At 70.3% G+C, this 21,590-nt stretch carries 19 protein-coding genes and 1 pseudogene; 6 read left to right on the top strand and 14 right to left on the bottom strand.

Going from position 1 to position 21,590, the window contains the following annotated elements; genetic code table 11:
• Positions 1-92 precede the first annotated feature (92 nt).
• Positions 93-1,664 (top strand): alpha/beta hydrolase, encoded by a 1,572-nt coding sequence (locus ABTX78_RS02195; protein WP_352204901.1) that lies wholly within the window; start codon positions 93-95, stop codon positions 1,662-1,664.
• A 79-nt stretch (positions 1,665-1,743) separates the two neighbouring features.
• On the opposite strand, the gene ABTX78_RS02190 is transcribed toward ABTX78_RS02195, so the two are convergent.
• The 3 genes and pseudogenes from ABTX78_RS02190 to ABTX78_RS02180 all read right to left on the bottom strand — a co-directional run bounded on the left by ABTX78_RS02190 (position 1,744) and on the right by ABTX78_RS02180 (position 4,061).
• Positions 1,744-2,262, bottom strand: coding sequence for a YbaK/EbsC family protein (locus tag ABTX78_RS02190; protein ID WP_352204900.1), 519 nt, complete (start codon positions 2,260-2,262; stop codon positions 1,744-1,746).
• Positions 2,229-3,289 (bottom strand): annotated as a pseudogene (locus tag ABTX78_RS02185) (NAD-dependent epimerase/dehydratase family protein). The gene ABTX78_RS02190 and the pseudogene ABTX78_RS02185 overlap by 34 nt, the downstream one beginning before the upstream one ends.
• A gap of 64 nt (positions 3,290-3,353) precedes the next feature.
• Positions 3,354-4,061 (bottom strand): lysophospholipid acyltransferase family protein, encoded by a 708-nt coding sequence (locus tag ABTX78_RS02180; RefSeq protein WP_352204899.1) that lies wholly within the window; start codon positions 4,059-4,061, stop codon positions 3,354-3,356.
• A gap of 272 nt (positions 4,062-4,333) precedes the next feature.
• Here ABTX78_RS02180 and ABTX78_RS02175 point away from each other — a divergent pair, with 272 nt between their 5' ends.
• Positions 4,334-4,870, top strand: a complete 537-nt coding sequence (locus ABTX78_RS02175) for an ATP-binding protein (protein WP_352204898.1) — start codon at positions 4,334-4,336, stop codon at positions 4,868-4,870.
• Between the two features lie 165 nt (positions 4,871-5,035).
• Positions 5,036-5,428, top strand: coding sequence for an SSI family serine proteinase inhibitor (locus ABTX78_RS02170; RefSeq protein WP_352204897.1), 393 nt, complete (start codon positions 5,036-5,038; stop codon positions 5,426-5,428).
• 142 nt (positions 5,429-5,570) lie between these two features.
• Here the strand turns inward: ABTX78_RS02170 and ABTX78_RS02165 are convergent, their stop codons facing one another.
• The 5 genes from ABTX78_RS02165 to ABTX78_RS02145 all read right to left on the bottom strand — a co-directional run bounded on the left by ABTX78_RS02165 (position 5,571) and on the right by ABTX78_RS02145 (position 10,107).
• On the bottom strand, positions 5,571-5,732 hold the full coding sequence (locus ABTX78_RS02165; RefSeq protein WP_327685392.1) for a hypothetical protein: 162 nt from the start codon (positions 5,730-5,732) through the stop codon (positions 5,571-5,573).
• An 88-nt stretch (positions 5,733-5,820) separates the two neighbouring features.
• Entirely contained in the window at positions 5,821-6,771 is a 951-nt protein-coding gene (locus ABTX78_RS02160) for a cytochrome c oxidase assembly protein (RefSeq protein WP_352204896.1), read from the bottom strand.
• 104 nt (positions 6,772-6,875) lie between these two features.
• Complete coding sequence (locus ABTX78_RS02155) at positions 6,876-7,901, bottom strand: 6-phosphofructokinase (RefSeq protein ID WP_352204895.1); 1,026 nt, start codon at positions 7,899-7,901, stop codon at positions 6,876-6,878.
• A 212-nt stretch (positions 7,902-8,113) separates the two neighbouring features.
• Positions 8,114-8,842: a type 1 glutamine amidotransferase gene (locus ABTX78_RS02150; protein ID WP_352204894.1), complete on the bottom strand. Its 729-nt coding sequence runs from the start codon at positions 8,840-8,842 to the stop codon at positions 8,114-8,116.
• A 26-nt stretch (positions 8,843-8,868) separates the two neighbouring features.
• Complete coding sequence (locus tag ABTX78_RS02145) at positions 8,869-10,107, bottom strand: Mur ligase family protein (RefSeq protein WP_352204893.1); 1,239 nt, start codon at positions 10,105-10,107, stop codon at positions 8,869-8,871.
• A gap of 114 nt (positions 10,108-10,221) precedes the next feature.
• On the opposite strand from ABTX78_RS02145, the gene def reads away from it, so the two are divergent.
• Entirely contained in the window at positions 10,222-10,761 is a 540-nt protein-coding gene (gene def, locus ABTX78_RS02140; RefSeq protein ID WP_352204892.1) for a peptide deformylase, read from the top strand.
• A gap of 82 nt (positions 10,762-10,843) precedes the next feature.
• Here def and ABTX78_RS02135 read toward each other — a convergent pair whose 3' ends face one another.
• Positions 10,844-11,494 carry a TetR/AcrR family transcriptional regulator gene (locus ABTX78_RS02135; RefSeq protein ID WP_352204891.1) on the bottom strand — a complete coding sequence of 217 codons (651 nt, stop codon included), beginning with the start codon at positions 11,492-11,494 and terminating at the stop codon, positions 10,844-10,846.
• Between the two features lie 164 nt (positions 11,495-11,658).
• On the opposite strand from ABTX78_RS02135, the gene ABTX78_RS02130 reads away from it, so the two are divergent.
• Positions 11,659-12,885 (top strand): acyl-CoA dehydrogenase family protein, encoded by a 1,227-nt coding sequence (locus ABTX78_RS02130; protein ID WP_352204890.1) that lies wholly within the window; start codon positions 11,659-11,661, stop codon positions 12,883-12,885.
• 44 nt (positions 12,886-12,929) lie between these two features.
• Here the strand turns inward: ABTX78_RS02130 and ABTX78_RS02125 are convergent, their stop codons facing one another.
• Genes ABTX78_RS02125 through ABTX78_RS02115 form a run of 3 tightly spaced genes read right to left on the bottom strand, consistent with a single transcriptional unit; the run spans position 12,930 to position 16,904 of the window.
• A complete protein-coding gene (locus ABTX78_RS02125) occupies positions 12,930-13,415 on the bottom strand; it encodes a glutathione peroxidase (protein ID WP_352204889.1) in 486 nt (161 codons plus the stop codon).
• A gap of 41 nt (positions 13,416-13,456) precedes the next feature.
• Positions 13,457-14,335: an acyl-CoA thioesterase gene (locus ABTX78_RS02120; protein ID WP_352204888.1), complete on the bottom strand. Its 879-nt coding sequence runs from the start codon at positions 14,333-14,335 to the stop codon at positions 13,457-13,459.
• 55 nt (positions 14,336-14,390) lie between these two features.
• Positions 14,391-16,904 (bottom strand): DEAD/DEAH box helicase, encoded by a 2,514-nt coding sequence (locus tag ABTX78_RS02115; protein ID WP_352204887.1) that lies wholly within the window; start codon positions 16,902-16,904, stop codon positions 14,391-14,393.
• 143 nt (positions 16,905-17,047) lie between these two features.
• Here ABTX78_RS02115 and ABTX78_RS02110 point away from each other — a divergent pair, with 143 nt between their 5' ends.
• Positions 17,048-17,839: a metal-dependent hydrolase gene (locus ABTX78_RS02110; protein ID WP_352205021.1), complete on the top strand. Its 792-nt coding sequence runs from the start codon at positions 17,048-17,050 to the stop codon at positions 17,837-17,839.
• Between the two features lie 50 nt (positions 17,840-17,889).
• Here the strand turns inward: ABTX78_RS02110 and ABTX78_RS02105 are convergent, their stop codons facing one another.
• Both ABTX78_RS02105 and ABTX78_RS02100 read right to left on the bottom strand, forming a co-directional pair.
• The gene (locus tag ABTX78_RS02105) at positions 17,890-19,671 is read right to left on the bottom strand and encodes an ABC transporter ATP-binding protein (protein ID WP_352204886.1); all 1,782 of its coding nucleotides are present in this window, start codon (positions 19,669-19,671) and stop codon (positions 17,890-17,892) included.
• The gene (locus tag ABTX78_RS02100) at positions 19,668-21,473 is read right to left on the bottom strand and encodes an ABC transporter transmembrane domain-containing protein (protein ID WP_352204885.1); all 1,806 of its coding nucleotides are present in this window, start codon (positions 21,471-21,473) and stop codon (positions 19,668-19,670) included. Before ABTX78_RS02100 ends, ABTX78_RS02105 begins: the two co-directional genes overlap by 4 nt.
• Positions 21,474-21,590: the final 117 nt, after the last annotated feature.

Here is a 21,590-nt window from a genome sequence, read left to right as displayed (position 1 = left end):
CGGTAAAGAAACACCAGTACGGCCTGTTCCTCGCAGCCTCACAGACGAAAGGATCCCCCGGAGAACTTCGACGACAGAAGGGGGAGTTCTACGTGAGACGCACAGCAGTGCTCGGCTCGGCCGGCACTCTGATGGCGGGCACCCTCATAATGGGCGCCGTCGTGGCTCCGGCGGCCAACGCCGACGGCCGCGGCGGTTCCGAGGCGCGTGGCGTTCGGCTTGCTGCCGAACGTGCCGCCGAGAAGGGAATCGACTGGGCGGACTGCCCCGCGGACTGGGCGATCGCCAAGCCCATCCAGTGCGGTTGGGTGACCGTCCCGCTCGACTACGCACGACCGAACGGCAAGCAGATCAAGCTCGCCGTCGACCGGATCGGCAACACCGGTTCGAAGGCGGACCGCCAGGGCGCGCTGATCTACAACCCCGGCGGCCCCGGTGGATCCGGTCTGCGCTTCCCGACCCGGGTCACGGGCAAGAACCCGCTCTGGGCCAACACGGCCAAGGCGTACGACTTCGTGGGCTTCGACCCCCGCGGTGTGGGTCACTCGGCTCCGATCTCCTGCATCGACCCGCAGGAGTTCGTGAAGGCCCCGAAGGCCGACCCGGTGCCGGACAGCGAGGCCGACAAGCGTGCGCAGCGCAAGCTCGCCGCGGAGTACGCGGACGGCTGTGCCGAGCGCAGCGGCTGGATGCTGCCGCACATGACCACGCCGAACACCGCTCGCGACCTGGACGTGATCCGGGCCGCACTCGGTGAGAAGAAGCTCAACTTCCTGGGCGTCTCCTACGGCACCTACATCGGCGCGGTCTACGCGACGCTCTTCCCGGGCCACGTGCGCCGGATGATCGTCGACAGCGTGGTCAACCCGTCCCGGGAGAAGATCTGGTACCAGGCCAACCTGGACCAGGACGTCGCCTTCCAGACGCGCTGGAACGACTGGAAGGCATGGGTCGCCGAGAACGACGCCGTCTTCCACATCGGGAACACCCCCGAGAAGGTCGAGCAGCAGTGGGTGAAGCTGCGGGCCACCGCGAAGAAGGCCCCGCTCGGCGGGGTCGTCGGACCCGCGGAGCTGATCAGCTTCTTCCAGGGCGCGCCGTACTACGACTCCGCCTGGGTGCCCACCGCCCAGACCTGGAGCAAGTACATCGCCGGTGACACCCAGGCACTCGTCGACGCCGCGGCACCGGACCTGTCCGACACCGCGGGCAACATCTCCGCGGAGAACGGCAACGCCGTCTACACGGCCGTCGAGTGCGCGGACGCCAAGTGGCCCACCAACTGGCGCAAGTGGGACCGGGACAACACCCGGCTCCACCGGGACCACCCCTTCATGACCTGGGCCAACGCCTGGATGAACCTCCCCTGCGCCACCTGGTCGTCCAAGCAGCAGACGCCGATCGACGTGAAGTCGGGCAAGGGCCTGCCGCCGGTGCTGATCGTCCAGTCGACCCGTGACGCCGCCACTCCCTTCGAGGGCGCCGTCGAGCTGCACCAGCGGCTCAAGGGCTCGCGTCTGATCATCGAGAAGGACGCCGGCTCGCACGGTGTGACCGGTCTGGTCAACCCCTGCATCAACCAGCGGGTGGACTCCTACCTGCTCAGCGGCAAGGTCGACAGCCGCGATGTGACGTGCGCCCCGCACGCCACGCCGAAGCCGTAAGTCCCGGTTTCACGGGGGAGGGGCGGCCGTTCACGGCCGCCCCTCCCTCATGTCCCGGCCTTCACGCTGCGGTCGTAGGTCAGCCCGCGATGTCCGCCGTGCGCGGTTCGGCGATCGCGGTGTAGTCGGCGGTGCGCAGCGCCAGAGAACGGTCCAGCCGTGCCACGTTGAAGAAGATCTCCTCGTGCACCAGCAGAGCGGGGTCCACGACCAGTTCGAGATCGGGGTCGAAGGAGAACGGCAGGATCGTGCCGCTCACACTTCCCGCGAGCCGCTCCGCCACCTCGGGCGTCGCGAACCCGGCGTACGTGCCGCCCAGCAGGCCCTTCACCGCGCCGAGGTCGACCCTGCGGTCCCCCGGCACCACCGCGAGGACGTACCGCTTCTCCTTCTTGCCGATCTTCACCATCACCACGATGCACTTGGCGGCCAGCGCCAGAGTGTTCCCGCGCAGCGCGCTGACCGCCTCGGTCGCGCCCTGCTCCTCGTGCTCGATGATCCGGTACGCCGCGCCGCGCTCGTCCAGCAGCCCGATCAACTTGGCGTACATGCCGTGCTCTTCGCTCACTTCGATTCCCGTCCGCGCTCGGCCAGCCATGCGTCTTCCTCCGCATAGGGGAAGAGGTCGACCTGCGGAGCGTACAGCTCGGCCATCCTCGGGAAGGCCTCGGTCCAGTCCCGGCCGTGCAGCTGCCGGGCCAGCCACTCGACCGTCTCGGGCAGCGAGTCCTCGTACGTGGTCACCGCCCGGTAGCCGAGCTCCCGTTCGGCCGCGGTCATGTCGTAGACGATCGGGTGCTCCACGCTCCACGGCGTCACCCCGACATCGCCTCGCGGGCTCGACCCGTCCACCAGCACGGTCTCGCTGCGCCGGCCGAGGACCGCGTCGACGGCCGCACCGATCTCGGCGACCGTCGGCGCCTCTGGATCACCGGCGTTCAGCACCCGCGACCCCGGCCGGAGAGCTGCCGGCCGGATCAGTTCGGCGAGGTTGGAGACGTACACGGGATGGAAGCGGGCGCGGCCGCCGTGGGCCAGGATCCGTACCCGCCGGCCGTCCACCGCACGCTTCACGAAGTACAGCTCGCGCGGCGTACGGCAGTACGGCCCATGGATCGCCCCCCCGCACGCAGCAACGTGGCCGCAGGATGGTCGCCTGCCGCGAGCAACTCCTGTTCCAGCGCCACCTTTCCGGTGCCGTACGTGGCGTCCCCGGGCGCCACGGTCCGCTGGGTCTCCGGGATCGGCACGGGATAGCGGGGGAAGCCGTCCGGCTGTTGCTGGGTGTCGAAACCGCGGCCCTGATCGTCCTCGTACACCGCGCCGCTGGAGATGACGACCACCGAGCCGATCCGGTCGGCGAGAGAGGTCAACTGCCGTGCGTGGCCCGGCCCGTAGGCCACCATGTCGACCAGCACGTCACAGCCGTCGCCGAGCGCGGCCGCCGGCGCGGCGTCGTCCTCCCGGTCGCAGAGGACTGTCCGCACCTCCTCCGGCCAGCTCTCGTCCCGCACACCGCGGCGGGAAAGCGCCCGCACCTCCCATCCGTCCGCGGCGAGCGCGCGCACCGCGGCGCGCCCCACCTGTCCCGTTGCTCCGACGACGACTGCGTGTCCCGTGCTCATGCCCGGCACGCCAAGGGCCCGGCCGAGGCCGGGCCCAGCAACTCGGCGCAGAGCAGATTCGCTCTCAGCGCCGCCGGCGCGGGAACTTCTTCGCCGGTTCCAGCTCCGCCTTCACATCGGCCGCGTACCGGTCGACGTACTCCTGGCCGGACAGTTCGAGGATCGCGTACATGATCTCGTCGGTGATCGCGCGGATCGCCGCCTTCTCGTTCTCCATCCCCTCGTACCGGGAGAACTCCATCGGCTCGCCGAACCGCACCGTGACCTGCTTGATCTTCGGCAGCTTCTGCCCCGGAGGCTGGATCTCGAATGTGCCCACCATCGCGCAGGGCACCACCGGCACGCCTGCCCGCAGAGCCATCACGGCGACGCCGACCTTCCCCTTGTAGAGCTTCCCGTCGTGCGAGCGGGTGCCCTCCGGATAGATCCCGAGCAGCTCGCCCTTGCTCAGCACCCCCAGCCCCTCACGGATCGCGGCCTGCCCGGCCTCCTTGCCGGAGCGGTCGACCGGGATCTGACCCGCGCTGCGGAAGAACGCGGCGGTCAGCCGGCCCTTGAGGCCCGGACCGGTGAAGTACTCCGCCTTCGCCAGGAACGTGATGCGCCGCTTGATGATCGCCGGCATGAGGAAGTGGTCCGAGAACGACAGATGGTTTCCGGCGACGATCGCCGCGCCGTCCTCGGGGATGTGCTCAAGCCCCTCGATCCGGGGCCGGAACAGCAACCGCAGAAGCGGCCCCAGAATGACGTATTTGAGCACGTAATAGAACACTTGAGGGTGCTCCTCACTCGGTCCGGAATCAGGATCAGGGCCGCGTCGTCCCTGGTCAGTCGGTGTGTTGGGGACGGTCAGTTTATGTGCACGGCACGCTCCGCGTAACCGTGCCCGACGGGGTGATCCGCTGCTCCGGTCGGGCGATGTGTTGCGGTTGTGACGACGTGAGGCCACTCTGGTCAGTGACCCAGAAGCGTCAGGTGCTCACTCTTCGCACTCGGGGGCCCGCATCCGAAGAGACAGCCCTGTTGCGGTGAGGAGCCACGGTCATGCACGTTCAGGCCGCCTGCCGATACACCTTGGAAGTGCAGGCAACCACAGAGCGGATCCCCCAGATCCGGCGCATTCTCGCGGCACATCTTCGGCACTGGAAGCTCGAAGCGCACATCACCCCCGTCTGTCGCGCGGTCGACGAACTGGTCGGCAACGTCGTCCAGCACGTCACCGGCGACAAGACCTGCGTGGTGGAACTGCGCTGGACCGGGCGGCATCTGATCGCGTCCGTGGCGGACAACGACAGCCATATGCCACGGCTGACCAGTTCCTGCCCGTCGAGGGGCGGTCTCGCGACCGTCGCCGTCCTCAGTGACAGCTGGGGCACGTGCGGTACGACGACCGGCAAGGTGATCTGGTTCAGCAGGCGGGTGACACAGGCCGAGCGCATGCTGCTGGCCACCCCCGCCCCCAAGGCCCCGACGCCCGAGTTCAAGCCCCTCCCCGTGGACCCCGTCGTCCGCCCGGAGGTCGAGCCCGCAGCGCGGCGCCGGGCCGAGGACACCGAACGCGTCCCGGTGGGCGTCGGCTGAGACCCCGGCCGGTTCGAGGCGGCGGCCCCGGGGCCGTACGGGCGATTTCTGTCGCCCGTACGCGCGACCGGGGCCGCGCGGCCGCTTGCCACCGCGCCCGTCCAGGAGTGCTCTTGCCTCCGTCGGTCCGACCCTGCGTCGTTCCCCGAGCCCCAGGAGTCTCTGATGTACCGCAGTGTCACTCTTGCCGCAGCCACCCTGATGACCCTTGCCGCCGTCGTGCCCGCGCAGGCCGCGGACGAAGAGCCCGTCGCCGGCGAGGGGCTGTTCCTGACCGTGTCCGGCAGCGAGAACACCTGGATGCGCGGGGTGATGCTGAGGTGCGCACCCGAGCCCGGCGGCCCGCACCCCGCCGCGGCCGACGCGTGCGCGGCGCTCACGAAGGCCGGCGGTGACCTCGACAAACTGCCCGCCGACCCGCACCCGTGCACCAAGAAGTTCGACCCGGTGACGGTCGAGGCCACGGGCAGCTGGCAGCAGCGCTCGATGAGCTGGCAGAAGACCTACGCCAACGCGTGCGCGCTCGACGCGGCGACCGGAGCGGTCTTCCGCTTCTGAGCACCGCCCGGCGGCCGTTTTCGCCGGGCACTGCCCGGCGCCCGTTCCTGCTGCCGGGTGCCCGTCCGGTACGTGTACCGGACGTGCGCCTGCCGTGCGCCTGCCGTCCGCCTGCCGTCGAGCACCCGCGGCTGCCTCGCCCTCAGCTGTTGCCGCGCGAGGCGATCACCCCGATCGTCAGCAGGCCGAGCACGACCCAGCCGAACCAGAGCCAGCCGTTGCTGCCGAGTGCTGCCGTATAGGCGGTCACGACCACCAGGGTCGAGACGGTGAGCACTCCCATCGCCTTCGTGGATCCGGACATGCGCGCCCTCCTCCGTGCGGCCACGGCCGCCCAGGCCCATGGTCACCCGCGAGGAGGGCTTCGCGCTACTGCCCGTCCGCCCGCCGCGCTATCGGCTGCGTGCCTGGAGCGAGGCGAGGTAGGCGTTGTATGCCGCGAGCTCCTTGTCGCCGTCCCGGTCCGCGGCCCGGTCGAGGCGTTTGGCCTGCCGCTGCTCGGAGCGGTACCACTGGAAGACCAGGGCGATCAGCACGAGCACGGACGGGATCTCGCTGAACGCCCAGGCGATGCCGCCCGCGGCGTTCTGGTCGGTGAGCGCGTCGATGCCCAGCGAGGCCGGCGGGTTGCGGTAGGCGCCGACCATGGGTTCGGTCGCCATCATCAGCGCGATACCGAAGAACGCGTGGAACGGCATTCCCGCGAACAGCTCCAGCATCCGCATCACATAGCCCGGCCGGTGCGGCCCGGGGTCCACGCCCATGATCGGCCAGAAGAAGACCAGGCCGACGGCGAGGAAGTGCAGCATCATCGCGGCATGCCCCACGGTCGACCCCATCAGGAAGTCGAACAGCGGCGTGAAGTAGAGGCCGTAGAGGCTCGCGATGAACAGCGGGATGGTGAACGCCGGATGCGTCACGATCTTCATGTACCGGCTGTGCAGCAGAGCGAGCAGCACCTCGCGCGGACCCCTGCGGCCCCGGCCGGCGACCGGCAGCGCGCGCAGCGCCAGGGTGACCGGCGCCCCCAGCAGCAGCACGATGGGGGACAGCATGCTGATCACCATGTGCTGCACCATGTGCACGCTGAACATGACCATGCCGTAGTCGTTGAGCTTGGTGCACATCACCAGGGCCACGCTCAGCACGCCCACCGTGAACAGCACCGTGCGGCTGACCGGCCAGCTGTCGCCGCGCCGGCGGAGCCGCAGCACCCCCCAGCCGTACAGCACCAGCGCGAGCACACAGCCCGTCAGGAAGAACTGGTCCGGGGAGAACTCCAGACCCCGCCCCAGCGTGAACGGCGGCACATCCATCGTCATGCCGTGTCCGCTGTGATCCATCTGAGCACCCCTGTGCGTACCGATTCGTGCTTGTTGTCCGCACCAGAGTAGAACTGCCCCCGGCCGCGGTTGCGGCCGGGGGCAGTTCGCGGTCTCCGACTACCTCACAGGACGGTCTCGGCCTCGGCGTACCGCTCGTCCGGAACCGTCTTGAGCGTCTCGGTGGCCTCGGCCAGCGGCACCATCGTGATGTCCGTGCCGCGCAGCGCGGTCATCATGCCGAACTCCCCGCGGTGGGCCGCCTCCACGGCGTGCCAGCCGAAACGGGTCGCGAGCACACGGTCGTACGCCGTCGGGGTTCCGCCGCGCTGGACGTGACCCAGGATGACCGGGCGGGCCTCCTTGCCGAGGCGCTGCTCCAGCTCGATGGAGAGCTGCCGGGCGACGCCCGCGAAGCGCTCGTGCCCGTAGATGTCCTTGCCGCCCTCGTCCCACTGCATCGAGCCCTCGCGGGGCTTGGCGCCCTCGGCGGCGACGACGATGGCGAACCGCTTGCCCGCCTCGAAGCGTTCACCGACCCGCTTGGTGAGCTCTTCGATGTCGAACGGCCGCTCGGGGACGACGATGGCGTGGGCGCCGGCCGCCATGCCCGAGTGCAGCGCGATCCAGCCGGTGTGCCGGCCCATGACCTCGACGACCAGCACACGCTGGTGCGACTCGGCGGTGGTCTTCAGCCGGTCGAGGGCCTCGGTGGCCACCCCGACCGCCGTGTCGAAACCGAAGGTGACGTCGGTCGACGCGATGTCGTTGTCGATGGTCTTCGGCACGCCGACGATCGGCAGACCGCCCTCGGACAGGAGGTTGGCCGCCTTCAGCGTGCCCTCGCCGCCGATCGGGATGATCGCGTCGAGGCCGAGTTCGGCGACATGTCCCTTGGCGCGTTCCACACCGTCACGCAGGTGCGCCGGCTGGACGCGGGAGGACCCGAGGATGGTTCCCCCGCGGGCCAGGATGCCGCCCACGGCGTCGAGGTCGAGCTTGCGGTAGTCGCACTCCAGAAGTCCCTTCCACCCGTCGTGGAAGCCGATGACCTCATCGCCGTGGTCGGCGACGGCGCGGTGTACGACGGAGCGGATGACGGCGTTCAGGCCGGGGCAGTCGCCGCCGGAGGTGAGCACACCAATGCGCATTGCCCGAATTACCTTTGCAACGTGGGCGGACTCCCGGACCACGTCGTCCGGTCGGATCCCCGCCACCCTACCGGCGCGAGGCGACGGGAACCGAACCGGGCGTCCGAGTGGTGGACGCCCGCCGCCGCGGACGCGCCGGACGTCAGGCTGCTGTCAGTCCGGTGCCCGGGGATGGCGCCGGGCGCCCCGGTGTGCCCCGGTGCCGCGCGGTGTCAGGCGGGCTGGGTCGCGGTGGCGATGCGCTCGCCGCGCAGCGCCTCGTACCAGCGGTCGTCCGTCGGCGGCAGGGCGTTCACATCGAGGGCCAGCTTGAGCAGCAGGTCCGCGATCTGCGGGTTCCGCGCCATGACCGGGCCGTGCATGTACGTGCCGAACACGGTCTCGTTGAACGCGCCCTCGGTGCCGTCGCCCGTGCCGTTGCCCCGGCCGAGGATGGTGCGGGCGAACGGACGGGCCGAGGGGCCGAGATGCGTGATGCCCTGGTGGTTCTCGAACCCGGTCAGCTGCGGAAGGCCCAACTGCGGGTCGATGTCGGCCAGTACGTCGCCGACGCACCGCTCGCCGTCGCCGCGCGTGGAGACCACGTCGAGCAGGCCGAGGCCCGGCTCGCGCTCACCGAGGTCGTTGATGAACTCGTGACCGAGGATCTGGTACCCGGCACAGACCGAGAAGATGATCGCGCCGTTGGAGGCGGCCCGGCTGAGGCCGCCGTCGCGGCGCAGCCGTTCCGCCGCGAGCCGCTGCGGCCGGTCCTCGCCGCCGCCGATCAGATAGATGTCACCGGAGGTGGGGATCGGCTGGTCGCTGCGCACGTCGATCCGCATCACGTCGAGGCGGCGCTGGCGGGCCCGGCGCTCGACGACGAGGGCGTTGCCCTGGTCGCCGTAGGTGCTGAGCAGGTCCGGGTAGACCCAGACCAGACGCAGGCTGTTGTCGCTCATGCTCATGTCCTTTTCGCTGTCCCCGGTCAGTTCCCGACGCGGCGGCGCACGTCCTGGAAGGCGGTGTAGTTGGCGATCAGCTCGATCCGTCCGGGCGGGGCGAGCTGCACCGCCTCGTCGACCGTCTCGCAGACCCGGAAGTCCAGGTTCGCCACCTCCAGCCGCACGGCGAGATCCAGCCGGCGGTCGCCGATGACGAAGATCGGGTGTCCGGCCAGCCGGGTGTAGTCGACGTCCCACAGCCAGGAGGTGTCCGTGCCGTCGGCGCCGCGGGCGTTGACGGACAGGATGACCGGGGTCGGCGGCGGGTCGATCAGGGAGAAGGTCTCGAGCCAGCCCGCCGGGTTCTTGGCGAGCAGCAGGCGCAGTTCTCGGCCGTGGAAGGAGACCACGTCGTAGCGTCCGGCGACGGCCTGCACCGCGTACATGCGCTCCAGCGCGACTTGCGGCGGCACGCCGAAGCAGGCGGCGACCGCTGCGGAGGTGGCGGCGTTGGCCTTGTTCGCACGGCCGGGGAGCTGGAGGTGGATCGGCCAGGCCGAGCCGTGCGGGTCGAGCACATGGTCGCCGCTGAGGACCCAGCTCGGGGCGGGACGGCGGAAACCGCACTCGCCGCAGAACCAGTCGTCGCCCGGGCGCTGCATCACACCGCCGCAGGACGGGCAGGACCAGGCGTCGTCCTTCCATTCCTGGCCGGCGGCGACCCACACCACGTTGGGGGACGAGGAGGCGGCCCACACGATCAGCGGGTCGTCCGCGTTGGCGATGACCACGGCCTTCGAGCCGGCGAGGCCCTCGCGCCACTTCTCGGCCAGCATCCGGGTCTCGGCGGCACGGTCGAGCTGGTCGCGCGAGAGGTTGAGCAGCGCGATCGCCTTCGGCGTCACATCGCGCGCGACGCCGGCGAGGTACTTCTCGTCCACCTCGATCACAGCGAACTTGGCGTCGGAGCCACCGGCCAGGGCGGAGGTGATGCCGGCGGGCATGTTCGCACCCAGGGCGTTGGAGACGACCGGGCCGCTGGCCCGCAGGGCCTCGGCGATCAGCCGGGTCGTGGTGGTCTTGCCGTTCGTCGCCGACACGAGGACGACGTCCAGATGCTGCGCGAGCCGCCCCAGCAGATCGGGGTCGAGCTTGAGCGCGACCCGGCCGCCGATCACCGATCCGCTGCCGCGTCCGGCGGCGCGTGACACCGCCGCAGCGGCCTTGCCTGCCGTCACGGCGAGCTTGGCGCGCGGCGTCAGGGGCTCCGAGTTGCCTGACATCGTCCTTGATCCTCCTTGCATCGGTCCGGCCCAGCCTATCCAGGTCCGGCAGCACGGCCCTACCTCGGCACCGCCCGAGACGCGGAGGTCACGGCTGAACGTACGCTTGCGGCCATGCGAAACCGGCCGATCCCCGGCAGTTCCGGACTCGTGAGGCCCATGCGCCTCCTCGGCGATCCCGTGCTGCACACCCCCTGTGAACCCGTCAGCGACTTCGGTCCCGCTCTGAAGCAGCTCGTCGAGGACATGTTCGCGACGATGTACGCGGCACACGGCGTGGGCCTGGCCGCCAACCAGGTGGGCGTCGGGCTGCGCGTGTTCGTCTACGACTGCCCGGACGACGAGGACGTGCGCCATCTCGGACACATCGTCAATCCGCGTCTGGTGGAGGCGGACGGGGTCACGGTCCGCGGCCCCGAGGGCTGTCTGTCGCTGCCGGGACTCGAGGCCGGGACGCTGCGCCACGACCGTGCGGTGGTGGAGGGGACGACCGCGGACGGGGAGCAGGTCCGCGTCGAGGGGAGCGGCTTCTTCGCGCGCTGTCTGCTGCACGAATGCGATCACCTGGAGGGGATCGTCTACCCGGACCGGCTGACGGGCCGGCGCCGCGCGAAGGTGCTGCGGGCGGCGGCTCGCGCGAAGTGGATGACGTAGACGAGCCCAGGGTCCGCCGCCGACGCGAGCGGAACTGCGCGCCGCCGCTGCCCGGGCCCCAACGCGCCCCGCGGGACAGCCCTCAGAAACCCGGCCCGTCCTCGCGGTCCGCCACCTCGGCCAGGCGTCCCCACAGCAGATCCGCCAGACTGCTCACCAACTGGGCGCGGGAGCACGGGCGTTCACCGAGCCACCAGTCGCCGGCCGCATGCATCATGCCGACCATCCCGTGGCCCCACACGCGCGCGAGCTGCTCACCGTCGGGCCCGAGGTCGACCCGGTCGTGGATCACCTTGGCCAGTTCCTCGCCGAGGCGGCGCAGCAGGGGCGCCGAGTGGCGGCCGACGTCGAATCCGGCCTCCGGCTGGTGAACGTCCTCGGCGGGATGCATCAGGAAGCGGTAGACCTGCGGCCGGGCCTCGATCGCGGCGAGATAGGTGTCGAGCGTGGCCTCGACCCGCTCGCGCCGGTCGGCCGGCGCGTCGACGGCCACCCGCAGCGATGCGAGCAGCGCGTCCGTGTGGCGCTTGGCGAGCGCGCGGTAGAGACCGCCCTTGTCGCCGAAGTGCCGGTAGAGGATGGGCTTGGTGATGCCCGCCTCGGCGGCGATGGCGTTCATGGAGGCCTGCGGACCGTCCCGGAGTACCACGCGGTCGGCCGCCTCCAGCAGTTCACGACGGCGCCCGTCGGCGGCCGGTCGGTCCTGGTCGGACGACTGGTGTGTGGTCTCCATATGGCTTTCTCCCCGCGTGCGATTGCGTAACGCCTGGGCAAACTAACACCCTGCCCGCGCGTACAGGGGACCCCCGGCATTCGGTTGACACGGGCTACTAACCGGTAACAGACTGCGGTTACCGCAAGTAACATGCACGAAGACACCGCAGTGCTGGAGGGGACATGGCCGAGTTCACGTTCGATCTCAACGACGACCAGAAGCAGGTCAAGGACTGGTTGAACGGTTTCGCCAAGGACGTGATGCGCCCGGCCGCCGCCGAATGGGACGAGCGTGAGGAGACCCCCTGGCCGGTGATCCAGGAAGCCGCCAAGGTCGGAATCTACTCCCTCGACTTCTATGCGCAGCAGTACTTCGACCCGACCGGTCTCGGTATCCCGATGGCCATGGAGGAGCTCTTCTGGGGCGACGCCGGTATCGGTCTGTCCATTGTCGGTACGGGACTTGCGGCGGTCGGCGTCCTCGCGAACGGCACCGAGGAGCAGATCGGCACCTGGATCCCCCAGATGTACGGCGACGTCGACGATGTGAAGGTGGCGGCCTTCTGCTCCTCCGAGCCGGACGCCGGCTCGGACGTCGGCGCGATGCGGACCCGCGCGGTGTACGACGAGGCCAAGGACGAGTGGGTGCTGAACGGCACCAAGACCTGGGCGACCAACGGCGGTATCGCCAACGTCCATGTCGTGGTGGCCGTCGTCGACCCGGAGATCGGCTCCAAGGGCCACGCGTCGTTCATCGTGCCGCCGAACACCCGGGGGCTCTCCCAGGGCCAGAAGTTCAAGAAGCACGGTATCCGCGCCTCGCACACCGCCGAGGTCGTCCTCGAGGACGTCCGCGTCCCCGGATACTGCCTGCTCGGCGGCAAGGAGAAGCTGGACGAGCGCCTCGCCCGCGCCCGCGAGAGCGTCAAGGCCGGCGGCGAGAGGGTCAAGAACGCGGCCATGGCCACCTTCGAGGCCTCGCGCCCGGCCGTCGGCGCGATGGCGGTCGGCACCGCCCGTGCCGCGTACGAGGTGGCCCTCGACTACGCCAGGACGCGCAGCCAGTTCGGCCGCCCGATCATCGACAACCAGGGCATCGCCTTCCAGCTCGCCGACATGCGCACCCAGATCGACGCGGCCCGGCTGCTGGTGTGGCGTGCCTCGTGGATGGGCGTGACGGGCAAGCCCTTCACCTCCGCTGAGGGCTCGATGTCCAAGCTGTACGCGAGCGAGGTGGCGAAGAAGGTGACGGCGCAGGCTGTCCAGATCCTCGGCGGCAACGGCTACACGCGCGAGTACCCGGTCGAGCGCATGCACCGCGACGCCGCGATCTACACGATCTTCGAGGGCACGAGCGAGATCCAGCGACTGGTGATCGCCCGCACCCTGTCGGGCATGTCCATCCGCTGATCACGGCCGGCGGGGCGGGCCCGGACGGGCCCGCCACCGAAGGTTCAGAGAAGCGCCTCGATCGCCGAGACCACCTCGGGGGAGTCCGGCTCGGTGCGCGGGCGGATGCGTGCCACGACCGCGCCGTCCTTGCCGATCAGGAACTTCTCGAAGTTCCACTGGACGTCGCCGGCCTCGCCGTCCGCGTCCGCCGTCCTGGTGAGCTCGACGTACAGCGGGTGCCGCTGCGCGCCGTTCACCTCCACCTTCTCCAGCATGGGGAAGGTCACGCCGTAGGTTGCCGAGCAGAAGGTCTGGATCTCCTCGGCGTCGCCCGGCTCCTGGCCCGCGAACTGGTTGCAGGGCACCCCGAGGACGGTGAAGCCCTGCTCGCCGTACTGCTTCTGCAACTGCTCCAGACCGGCGTACTGCGGGGTGAGACCGCACTTGGACGCCACGTTCACCACCAGGACCGCCTGGCCCCGGTAGGCGGCGAGGGACGTCGGCTCACCGGTCAGCGTGTGCAGTGGGATGTCGTACAGCGATGTCATCTGATCTCCTCGTTGATTACGGCCGTCTCTCGAACGGTCGGTCAGCCGCCCAGCGGCCTGAACAGGCCTTCCTGCACGACCGATACGAGCAGGTGCCCCGACCGGTCGTAGATGCGTCCGCGGGCCAGGCCGCGCCCGCCCGTCGAGATCGGCGACTCCTGGTCGTACAGGAACCACTCGTCCGCGCGGAACGGCCGGTGGAACCACATCGCGTGGTCCAGCGAAGCCATGTCGTAGCCGCGCTGCCCCCACAGCGGCTCCACCGGAATGCGGACCGCGTCCAGCAGGGTCATGTCGCTGGCGTACGTCAGCGCGCAGGTGTGCACCAGCGGGTCGTCGCCGAGGGGGCCCACCGCGCGCATCCACACCGCGCTGCGCGGATCCGACTCCTTCTCCTTGATGTCCTCGGGCGTCCAGCGCAGCCGGTCGACATAGCGGATGTCGAACGGCTGACGGCGGGCCATCCGTTCAAGCGCCTCGGGAAGCGTCCCGAGGTGCTCGCGGATCTCCGTGGCGACCGTGGGCAGCGTCTCGGGATCCGGGAAGTCGAGGCGCGGCGGCAGCTGATGCTCGATGCTGCCCTCCTCCGGCCGGTGGAAGGACGCGGTCAGATTGAAGATCGTCCGGCCCTGCTGGACCGCGGTGACCCGGCGGGTGGTGAACGACCTGCCGTCCCTGACCCGTTCGACCTGGTAGACGATCGGCACACCGGGGCGGCCCGGCCGCAGGAAGTACGCGTGCAGGGAGTGCACCGGGCGCTCCCCGTCGGTGGTGCGGCCGGCCGCGACCAGCGCCTGGCCGGCGACCTGCCCGCCGAAGACCCTCTGCAGGGATTCGTTGGGGCTCAGGCCGCGGAAGATGTTGACCTCGATCTGCTCCAGGTCGAGCAGATCCACCAGGCGCTCCGCCGGGTTCGTCATCGGGTGTTCTCCTGAGTTCCTGTCATGAGCCGCATTGCTGTCACGAGGCGCGTTCTCACAGCTGACCGACGGCGGTCACACGCACGACGGCCTGTGCCTGTTCGTCGGAGGCCGCGAGATCGACCTCGGCGCTGATGCCCCAGTCATGGTCGCCGTTCGGATCGGCGAAGATCTGCCGGACGCGCCACAGGCCGTGCGGCGCGTCCTCCTCGATGATCAGCAGCTTGGGGCCGCGGGCGTCCGGGCCGGTGCCCAGCTCCTCGTACTCGTCCCAGTACCCGTCCATCGCCTCGCCCCAGGCGTCCGCGTCCCAGCCGGACTCCGCGTCCAGCTCGCCGAGGTCGTCGACCCTGTCCAGCGCGGCCAGTTCCACCCGCCGGAACATCGCGTTGCGCACGAGCACCCGGAAGGCGCGCGCGTTGGCCGTGACCGGCTTGACCTGGTCGGCCCTCTCCTGGGCCTCCTCGGCGGTCTCCACCTCCGGATTGGCCAGCTGCTCCCACTCGTCCAGCAGGCTGGAGTCGACCTGACGGACCATCTCGCCGAGCCAGGCGATCAGATCCTCCAGGTCCTCGGACTTCAGGTCGTCCGGGATGGTGTGCTCCAGCGCCTTGTACGCGCTCGCCAGATAGCGCAGCACGATGCCCTCGGTGCGCGCGAGTTCGTACCAGGAAGTGAACTCCGTGAACGTCAGGGCTCGTTCGTACATGTCCCGGATCACGGACTTCGGGGAGACCGGGTGGTCACCGACCCAGGGGTGCGACTTCTTGTAGACGTTGTACGCGTGCCACAGCAGCTCTTCGAGCGGCTTCGGGTACGAGATGTCCTGGAGCCGCTCCATGCGCTCCTCGTACTCCACGCCGTCGGCCTTCATCTGTCCCACTGCCTCACCGCGCGCCTTGTTCTGCATCGCGGCGAGGATCTGGCGGGGGTCGTCGAGCGTCGACTCGACCACGGAGACCATGTCCAGGGCGTAGGACGGCGATTCGGGGTCGAGCAGGTCGAAGGCGGCCAGGGCGAATGTCGACAGCGGCTGGTTCAGCGCGAAGTCCTGCTGGAGGTCGACGGTGAGCCGGATGGTGCGGCCCTCCGCGTCGGGTGTCTCCAGTTGTTCCACCACACCGCCGTCCAGCAGCGAGCGGTAGATGGCGATGGCCCGGCGGATGTGCCGCAGCTGTGCCTTGCGCGGCTCGTGGTTGTCCTCCAGCAGACGACGCATGGCCTCGAAGGCGTTCCCCGGCCGGGCGATCACCGAGAGCAGCATGATGTTGGTGACCCGGAAGCGCGAGGTCAGCGGCTCCGGCTCGGAGCCGATCAGCTTCTCGAACGTGGTGTCCGACCAGGCGACGAAGCCCTCCGGCGCCTTCTTCCTGACCACCTTGCGGCGCTTCTTCGGGTCGTCGCCCGCCTTCGCCAGCGCCTTCTCGTTCTCGATGACGTGCTCGGGAGCCTGGGCGACCACGAAGCCGGCGGTGTCGAAGCCGGCCCGGCCGGCACGGCCCGCGATCTGATGGAACTCACGGGCGCGCAGGGTGCGCACCCGGGTGCCGTCGTACTTGGTGAGCGCGGTGAACAGCACCGTGCGAATGGGGACGTTGACGCCCACCCCGAGGGTGTCCGTACCGCAGATGACCTTCAGCAGACCCGCCTGCGCCAGCTTCTCGACCAGCCGGCGGTACTTGGGCAGCATGCCGGCGTGGTGCACACCGATGCCATGGCGCACGAAACGGGAGAGGTTCTGGCCGAACCTGGTGGTGAACCGGAAATTGCCGATGAGCTCGGCGATCTTGTCCTTCTCCTCGCGCGTGCACATGTTGATGCTCATCAGCGACTGCGCGCGCTCGACCGCCTGGGCCTGCGTGAAGTGCACGATGTAGACCGGTGCCTGCCGGGTCTCCAGCAGCTCGGTCAGGGTCTCGGTGATCGGCGTCGTCACATACTCGTACGAGAGCGGGACGGGCCGGGTCGCCGACCGGACGACCGCGGTCGGCCGGCCCGTGCGCCGGGTCAGGTCCTTCTCGAACATCGACACGTCGCCGAGCGTCGCCGACATGAGGACGAACTGGGCCTGCGGCAGCTCCAGCAGCGGGATCTGCCACGCCCAGCCGCGGTCGGGCTCGGCGTAGAAGTGGAACTCGTCCATCACGACCTGGCCGATGTCGGCGTGCTTGCCGTCGCGCAGGGCGATGGAGGCGAGCACCTCGGCGGTGCAGCAGATGACGGGGGCGTCGGCGTTGACCGAGGCGTCGCCGGTCAGCATGCCGACGTTCTCCGTGCCGAAGAGCTTGCACAGGTCGAAGAACTTCTCCGAGACGAGCGCCTTGATCGGCGCGGTGTAGAAGGTGACCTGGTCCTTGGCCAGCGCCGTGAAGTGCGCGCCCGCCGCGACGAGGCTCTTGCCCGAGCCGGTCGGGGTCGAAAGGATCACGTTCGCCCCGGAAACCACCTCGATCAGCGCTTCCTCCTGAGCCGGATAGAGCGTGATGCCCTGGCCCTCGGCCCATGAGGTGAAGGCCTCGAAGAGGGCATCGGGGTCGGCATCCGGCGGCAGCTGATCGATAAGGGTCACGCCCCCCATCTTGCCTGCCTTCGGTCCGGATGAGGGAACCGGACGGTGGAGGGAAGATCACGAGCGATACGCTGACACGTCAACTGGGCTTCACCGCAAGCACCATGAGCTTCACCACGGGATCGACGGGGGCGGGAACGCACATGATGGGACCGGCGCATTCGCTGTCCGGGGCAGCTGCCTGGCTCGGGGTGGGTGCGGCGACGGCCGCCGCCGGGCACCCGATGCCATGGCCGGTACTCGTCGTCGGGTCGCTGATCTGCGCCGGGGCCGCACTGGCGCCGGACCTGGACCACAAGGCGGCGACGATCTCCCGCGCCTTCGGCCCGATATCGCGCGCCCTCTGCGGAATCGTGGACAAGCTGTCGTACGCGGTCTACAAGGCGACCAGGAAGCCGGGGGACAAACGCAGGACCGGCGGCCATCGCACCCTGACCCACACCTGGCTCTGGGCCGTGACGATCGGCGCCGGCACCTCCGCGCTGGCGATCGCCGGCGGACGCTGGGCCGTGCTGGCGATTCTCTTCATCCACCTCGTGCTGGCGGTGGAAGGGCTGCTGTGGCGGGCGGCACGGGTCTCCAGCGACGTCCTGGTGTGGCTGCTGGGTGCGACCAGTGCCTGGATCCTGGCGGGCGTCCTGGACCAGCCGGGCAACGGAGCCGACTGGCTGTTCACGGCACCCGGCCAGGAGTACCTGTGGCTCGGGCTGCCCGTCGTGCTCGGCGCCCTGGTGCACGACGTCGGTGACGCCCTGACCATCTCGGGCTGCCCGATCCTGTGGCCGATCCCCGTGGGCAACAAGCGCTGGTACCCGATCGGCCCGCCGAAGCCGATGCGGTTCCGCGCGGGCAGCTGGGTGGAGCTCAAGGTGCTGATGCCGGTCTTCATGCTGCTCGGAGGAGTGGGCGGCGCCGCGGCGCTCAACTACATCTAGAGCGCCCACCCCTCCCCGTACATCCAGAGCGCCCACCGCCCGCGGCAGGCTCAGCCGTGCCAGGAGCGCCACAGCGCCGCGTACGCCCCGTCCGCCGCGACCAGTTCGTCGTGGTTGCCCAGCTCGCTGATCCGGCCGTCCTCTACCACCGCGATCACATCCGCGTCGTGAGCGGTGTGCAGCCGGTGGGCGATCGCCACGACCGTACGGCCGTCCAGGACGCGCGCGAGCGAGCGCTCCAGATGACGGGCGGCGCGCGGGTCGAGCAGCGAGGTCGCCTCGTCCAGCACCAGTGTGTGCGGGTCGGCCAGAACCAGCCGGGCCAGCGCGATCTGCTGGGCCTGTGCCGGGGTGAGCGCGAGACCGCCCGAGCCGACCTCCGTGTCCAGGCCCTCGTCGAGCGCCTGCGCCCAGCCGTCCGCGTCCACCGCGCCGAGCGCGGCCCACAGCTCCGCGTCCGCCGCTCGCGTGCGCGCCAGCAGAAGGTTGTCCCTCAGCGAGCCGACGAAGACGTGGTGTTCCTGGTTGACCAGGGCCACATGCTCGCGGATCCGCTCGGCCGGCATCCGGGACAGCTCGGCGTCGCCGAGCGAGACCCGGCCCGCCCGCGGGGCGTAGATGCCCGCCAGCAGCCGGCCCAGCGTCGACTTGCCCGCGCCGGACGGGCCGACCAGCGCCAGCCGGGTGCCGGGCGCGACCGACAGGGACACCTCGTGGAGGACGTCCAAACCCTCCCGATAGCCGAAGTGCACCTCGTCCGCGCGGACGTCCCGTCCCTCGGGCTTCACCCGTGCGTCCCCGGCGTCCGGCTCGATGTCGCGTACGCCGACGAGCCGGGCGATCGACACCTGGGCGACCTGGAGCTCGTCGTACCAGCGCAGGATCAGATTGACCGGATCGACCATCATCTGCGCCAGCAGCGCACCCGTCGTCAGCTGACCCACGGAGATCCACCCCTGGAGGACGAAGACGCCGCCGAGGAGCAGCACCGCGCCGAGGATCGTCACATGGGTCACGTTGATGACCGGGAAGAGCACCGACCGCAGATAGAGCGTGTAGCGCTCCCAGGCGGTCCACTCCTTGATCCTTTGCTCGGACAGGGAGACCCGGCGGCCCCCGAGCCGGTGCGCCTCCACCGTCCGGCCGGCGTCCACCGTCTCGGCCAGCACCGCGGCGACCGCCGCGTACCCGGCGGCCTCCGAGCGGTACGCGGAGGGCGCCCGCCGGAAGTACCAGCGGCAGCCGATCACCAGGACCGGGAGGGCGACCAGCACGGCCAGCGCCAGCGGCGGCGCGGTCACGGTGAGCGCGCCGATGAGCAGGCCTGCCCAGACCACGCCGATCGCCAGCTGCGGCACCGCCTCGCGCATCGCGTTGGCCAGCCGGTCGATGTCGGTGGTGATGCGGGACAGCAGATCACCGGTCCCGGCCCGCTCCAGCACGCCCGGCGGCAGACCCACCGACCGTACGAGGAAGTCCTCGCGCAGGTCGGCCAGCATCTCCTCGCCGAGCATGGCGCCGCGCAGCCGCATCAGCCGGGTGAAGACGGTCTGCACGACCAGGGCGATCGCGAACAGGGCCGCCGTGCGCTCCAGGTGCAGATCGCGCGCTCCGTCGGCGAGGTCCTCGACCAGTCCGCCGAGCAGGTAGGGGCCGACCATCGAGGCGATCACCGCGACGGCGTTGACGGAGACCAGCAGGACGAAGGCCCCGCGATGCCGCCGCAGCAGTTCGCGGACGTAGGTCCGCACCGTCGCCGGGGTACCGACGGGCAGGGTCGCCGTCGACTCCGGGGCCGCCGGATCGTATGCCGGTGGTGCCACGCCGATCACGCCGACTCCTCCATCCTTTCCAGTTCCGCGAGCTCGTCGGCGGCCTGTGCGTCGCCGAGTCGCTCCTCCTCGGTCTCACGGGTCACGACCGCCCGGTACTCGACGCCGTGCAGCAGTTCGCGGTGGGTGCCGACCGCCGCGACCTTTCCGTCGTGCACGAACACCACCTGGTCCGCGCGGTCCAGCAGGAGCGGCGACGAGGCGAACACCACCGTGGTGCGGCCGGTGCGCAGTGTGCGGATCCCCTCGGCGATCCGCGCCTCCGTGTGCGAGTCCACGGCGGACGTCGGCTCGTCCAGGACGAGCACCTCGGGGTCGGTGACCAGCGACCGGGCAAGGGCGAGCCGCTGGCGCTGCCCGCCCGAGAGCGACCGGCCGCGTTCGGTGATCCGTGTCTCCATCGGATCGCCGTCGTCCTCCACGGACGCCTGCGCGAGCGCGTCCAGGACATCGGCGCACTGCGCGGCCGCGAGTGCGTCCTCGGCGGGCACCTGACCGGAGCCCGGTACGTCGAGCAGCTCCCGCAGCGTGCCGGAGAGCAGCACCGGGTCCTTGTCCTGGACCAGGACGGCGCTGCGTGAAGCGTCCAGCTCCAGCTCGTCCAGCGGCACACCGCCCAGTAGCACGGAAGGCGTGCCGTCCACGGCCTCGGTCGCGTGCCCGCCGAGCCGTTCCGCCAGGACGCCGGCCGCGTCCGGGTCCCCGCACACGACGGCGGTGAACCGGCCCGTCGGGGCGAGGACGCCGGTCGCGGGGTCGTACAGGTCACCGCTCGGGCTGCCGTACTCCACCCCGGACGGCTCCGTCGTACGGCGCAGCGCCAGCACCCGGGCGGCACGTTTCGCGGAGGGCCGCGAGAAGGAGTACGCCATGGCGATTTCCTCGAAGTGCCGCAGCGGGTACATCAGGAGCGTCACCGCGCTGAACGCGGTGACCAGCTCACCCACGCCGATCCGGCCGTCCCGGACGAGCCCCGCGCCGAACCAGACCACCGCGATCAGCAGCAGACCCGGCAGCAGGACCTGGATCGCCGAGATCAGCGCCCACATCCGGGCACTGCGGACCGCTGCCCTGCGGACTTCCTGGGAGGCGGCGCGGTAGCGGCCGAGGAACAGCTCCTCGCCGCCGATGCCGCGCAGAACGCGCAGTCCGGCGACGGTGTCCGAGGCCAGCTCGGTGGCCCTGCCGGCCTTCTCCCGCTGGATGTCGGCGCGACGGGTGGCGTGGGGGAGCAGTGGCAGCACCGCGAGCGCCAGCACCGGCACACCGATGGCGACGATCACGCCGAGCTCCGGCTCGTAGAGCAGCAGGCCGACGCAGACCAGGATCACGGTGAGGGCGGCCGCGGCGAAACGGGAGACGGCTTCGACGAACCAGCCGATCTTCTCCACGTCGCCGGTGGAGACCGCGACCACTTCGCCGGCGGCGACCCGGCGGGTCAGTGCCGAGCCCAGCTCCGCGGCCTTGCGTGCCAGCAGCTGCTGGACCCGGGCCGCGGCGGTGATCCAGTTGGTGACGGCGGCGCGGTGCAGCATGGTGTCGCCCACGGTGATCGCCACACCGCACAGGACGATCACCGCGCCGGAGAGCGCGAGCCCGCTGCCGGAGCGGTCCACGACCGCCTGCACGGCCCGGCCGACGCCCAGCGGCAGGCCCGCCACACCGCAGAAGTGCAGCAGCCCCCAGGCCAGCGCCTTGAGCTGGCCGTCCAGCTGATTGCGCCCGAGCCAGAGCAGGAACCGCGGCCCCGACCTGGCATCCGGCGAGCCCGGGTCGGTGTACGGAAGATCGCGAATCTGCATGACGTCCCAGAGCTCGAAACGGGTGGCGCAAACCGTGCAAGGTTCGCCTTTCGAAGGCGCTGTCCGCAATCGGTTTTTGGGCGTGACAAGGCAGAACGCGCCATTCTCCGGTCCGCG

The sequence above is a fragment of the Streptomyces sp. NPDC096193 genome (genome assembly GCF_040302905.1).
In the GTDB taxonomy this organism is placed as follows: Bacteria; Actinomycetota; Actinomycetes; order Streptomycetales; family Streptomycetaceae; genus Streptomyces.
This window is presented reverse-complemented; position numbering and strand designations above follow the sequence as displayed.